The organism is Pontibacterium sp. (genome assembly GCF_041587635.1).
Lineage (GTDB): Bacteria > Pseudomonadota > Gammaproteobacteria > Pseudomonadales > Balneatricaceae > Pontibacterium.
Genome location: NZ_JBFGYC010000705.1, coordinates 1 through 1683, shown reverse-complemented (window position 1 = coordinate 1683; position 1683 = coordinate 1). Strand labels below are relative to the sequence as shown.

Genomic DNA, 1683 nt, shown 5'->3' with positions numbered 1-1683 from the left:
TCTCGTGCCCCTGATCTGTGAGTGTTACAACCGTCACCCGTCCATCGGTTTCCGATGTATTCACATCCACCAAGCCTTCATCACGCATGCGATAGACGATCTTGGTAATAGTCGGCAGCTTACCCAAAGCATGTTCAGCAATATCAGAGATACTCAGCTCACCGTGAATACGTAGCAACATGGCTACACGCCAGCGGGAGATATCCATATTCATCGGTTTCAGCGTCTTTTCCATCTCCATGGCGTACAGGGAGTTGAGGCGGGCTACCCAGTAAAACGGAAACTCATCAATCTCGAAGTTGTCACTTGCGGGACAGTATTTTTCCAATTTTTCAGATCGACCAGCCATGAGTTTCTACCTTTGCTTTCAGCTATCGACCTCCCATAGGCCCGTACCTGAAACCATCAATTAGCCACAAACAGAACGCATTTAAAACAACCGTATACGGTGCCAACGATAGCAAAAATCAGGCTGCCACACGAGAGTAATTAGCAGTCGCTATCCAGCGATAGCGAACGGATAGAAGAAACGCAACGATGGTCGAGCCGGGCAACCCACAGGTACGAGCTGAAACGCTGAATTGAGCAATGGCAGGAAAACTGCCGCTCTATCATTCAGTGCGACAAATCGCCCTGAATGATATCCGATGATAATACGGACCAGGACTTAGGCGTCCGCAATGACAAATACGAACTCATCTTTGCTTTCAATCCACTGATCAACCTGCGCACGGCTATTGGCAAAAAACACCACGCGAGACGTCGTGCTCAGCTCACCGTTGTTTCCCAGGTTATGCAAATATACCCACCAGCTATCCGCTGCAGCCTGACGGATTTTATATACGTTACGGATCGGTGCAAAAGCAAAAGTTTTAGTCATTGTCTCGGTCTGTTTAGGTCAAATACACCGCTATCACCAGGCTTTATTAAGCGTCAGCGACACGTGCAATAAATAAGGGAAGCCGTACCCATATCAGGGATATACGAAACGATACTACTGCGAAAAAAGGATTCCCATCGCAGCACTGAATTTCCCGACGATCCAGAAAAATCACCTAACAAACAAATATAAAAAGAAAAATCCCCTAAGTGGAGAGCCAACACCCACTTTATTTTGATGTAAAACAGAACCCCTCACCCACTATTCGTACGTACATGCTCTACCTGAAACTTGCGGACACACAAACTAAACATACCCTCTGTCTCTCTCCCCTGCACGTTTGCCGAAAGCAGAATTGAAAGCCCTTACAGAGCAATGTGATAATATTCAAAGCCTGACAAGCTCCATAAAAAACTGGATCAATATAGAAGAATCAACGCGTTTGTAACGGCCTGTTAACCTCATGAAATTTAAAACTTCATATATCTTTATTCCGTTTTAATTCGTGACATTAACTGACTTTTTTATACACTTTACGTATACCTTAACTGCTTTATGATCACGGATTAGCTGCATGCCCCATGTCCCGGCTCTGCTAGAGATTGAAGAAGAGGTCAGACAACTGCCCTTCCTTCCGATTGTGCTCACCGAGCTCATGGCGATGGACAAAGCAGCAGATGACTATTTTGAGAAGATGGTCGCACTTGCACGTAAGGATCCCTCTCTAACCACTTTGATCCTAAAGATCGCCAACTCCGCCGCATCAGCTGCCAGTCGCCCTTTCCAGGCGGATCGGGGCGCCG

General features: G+C 46.5%; 3 protein-coding genes. 1 reads left to right on the top strand and 2 read right to left on the bottom strand.

Annotated elements, in window-relative coordinates:
* Positions 1–349, bottom strand: a 349-nt coding sequence (locus ABYW01_RS20975; RefSeq protein ID WP_372836503.1) for a MarR family winged helix-turn-helix transcriptional regulator, incomplete at its 3' end; no start/stop codon positions are given.
* A gap of 318 nt (positions 350–667) precedes the next feature.
* A complete protein-coding gene (locus ABYW01_RS20970; protein WP_372836501.1) occupies positions 668–880 on the bottom strand; it encodes a hypothetical protein in 213 nt (70 codons plus the stop codon).
* 574 nt (positions 881–1454) lie between these two features.
* Here ABYW01_RS20970 and ABYW01_RS20965 point away from each other — a divergent pair.
* Positions 1455–1683, top strand: a 229-nt coding sequence (locus ABYW01_RS20965) for an HDOD domain-containing protein (protein ID WP_372836499.1), incomplete at its 3' end; no start/stop codon positions are given.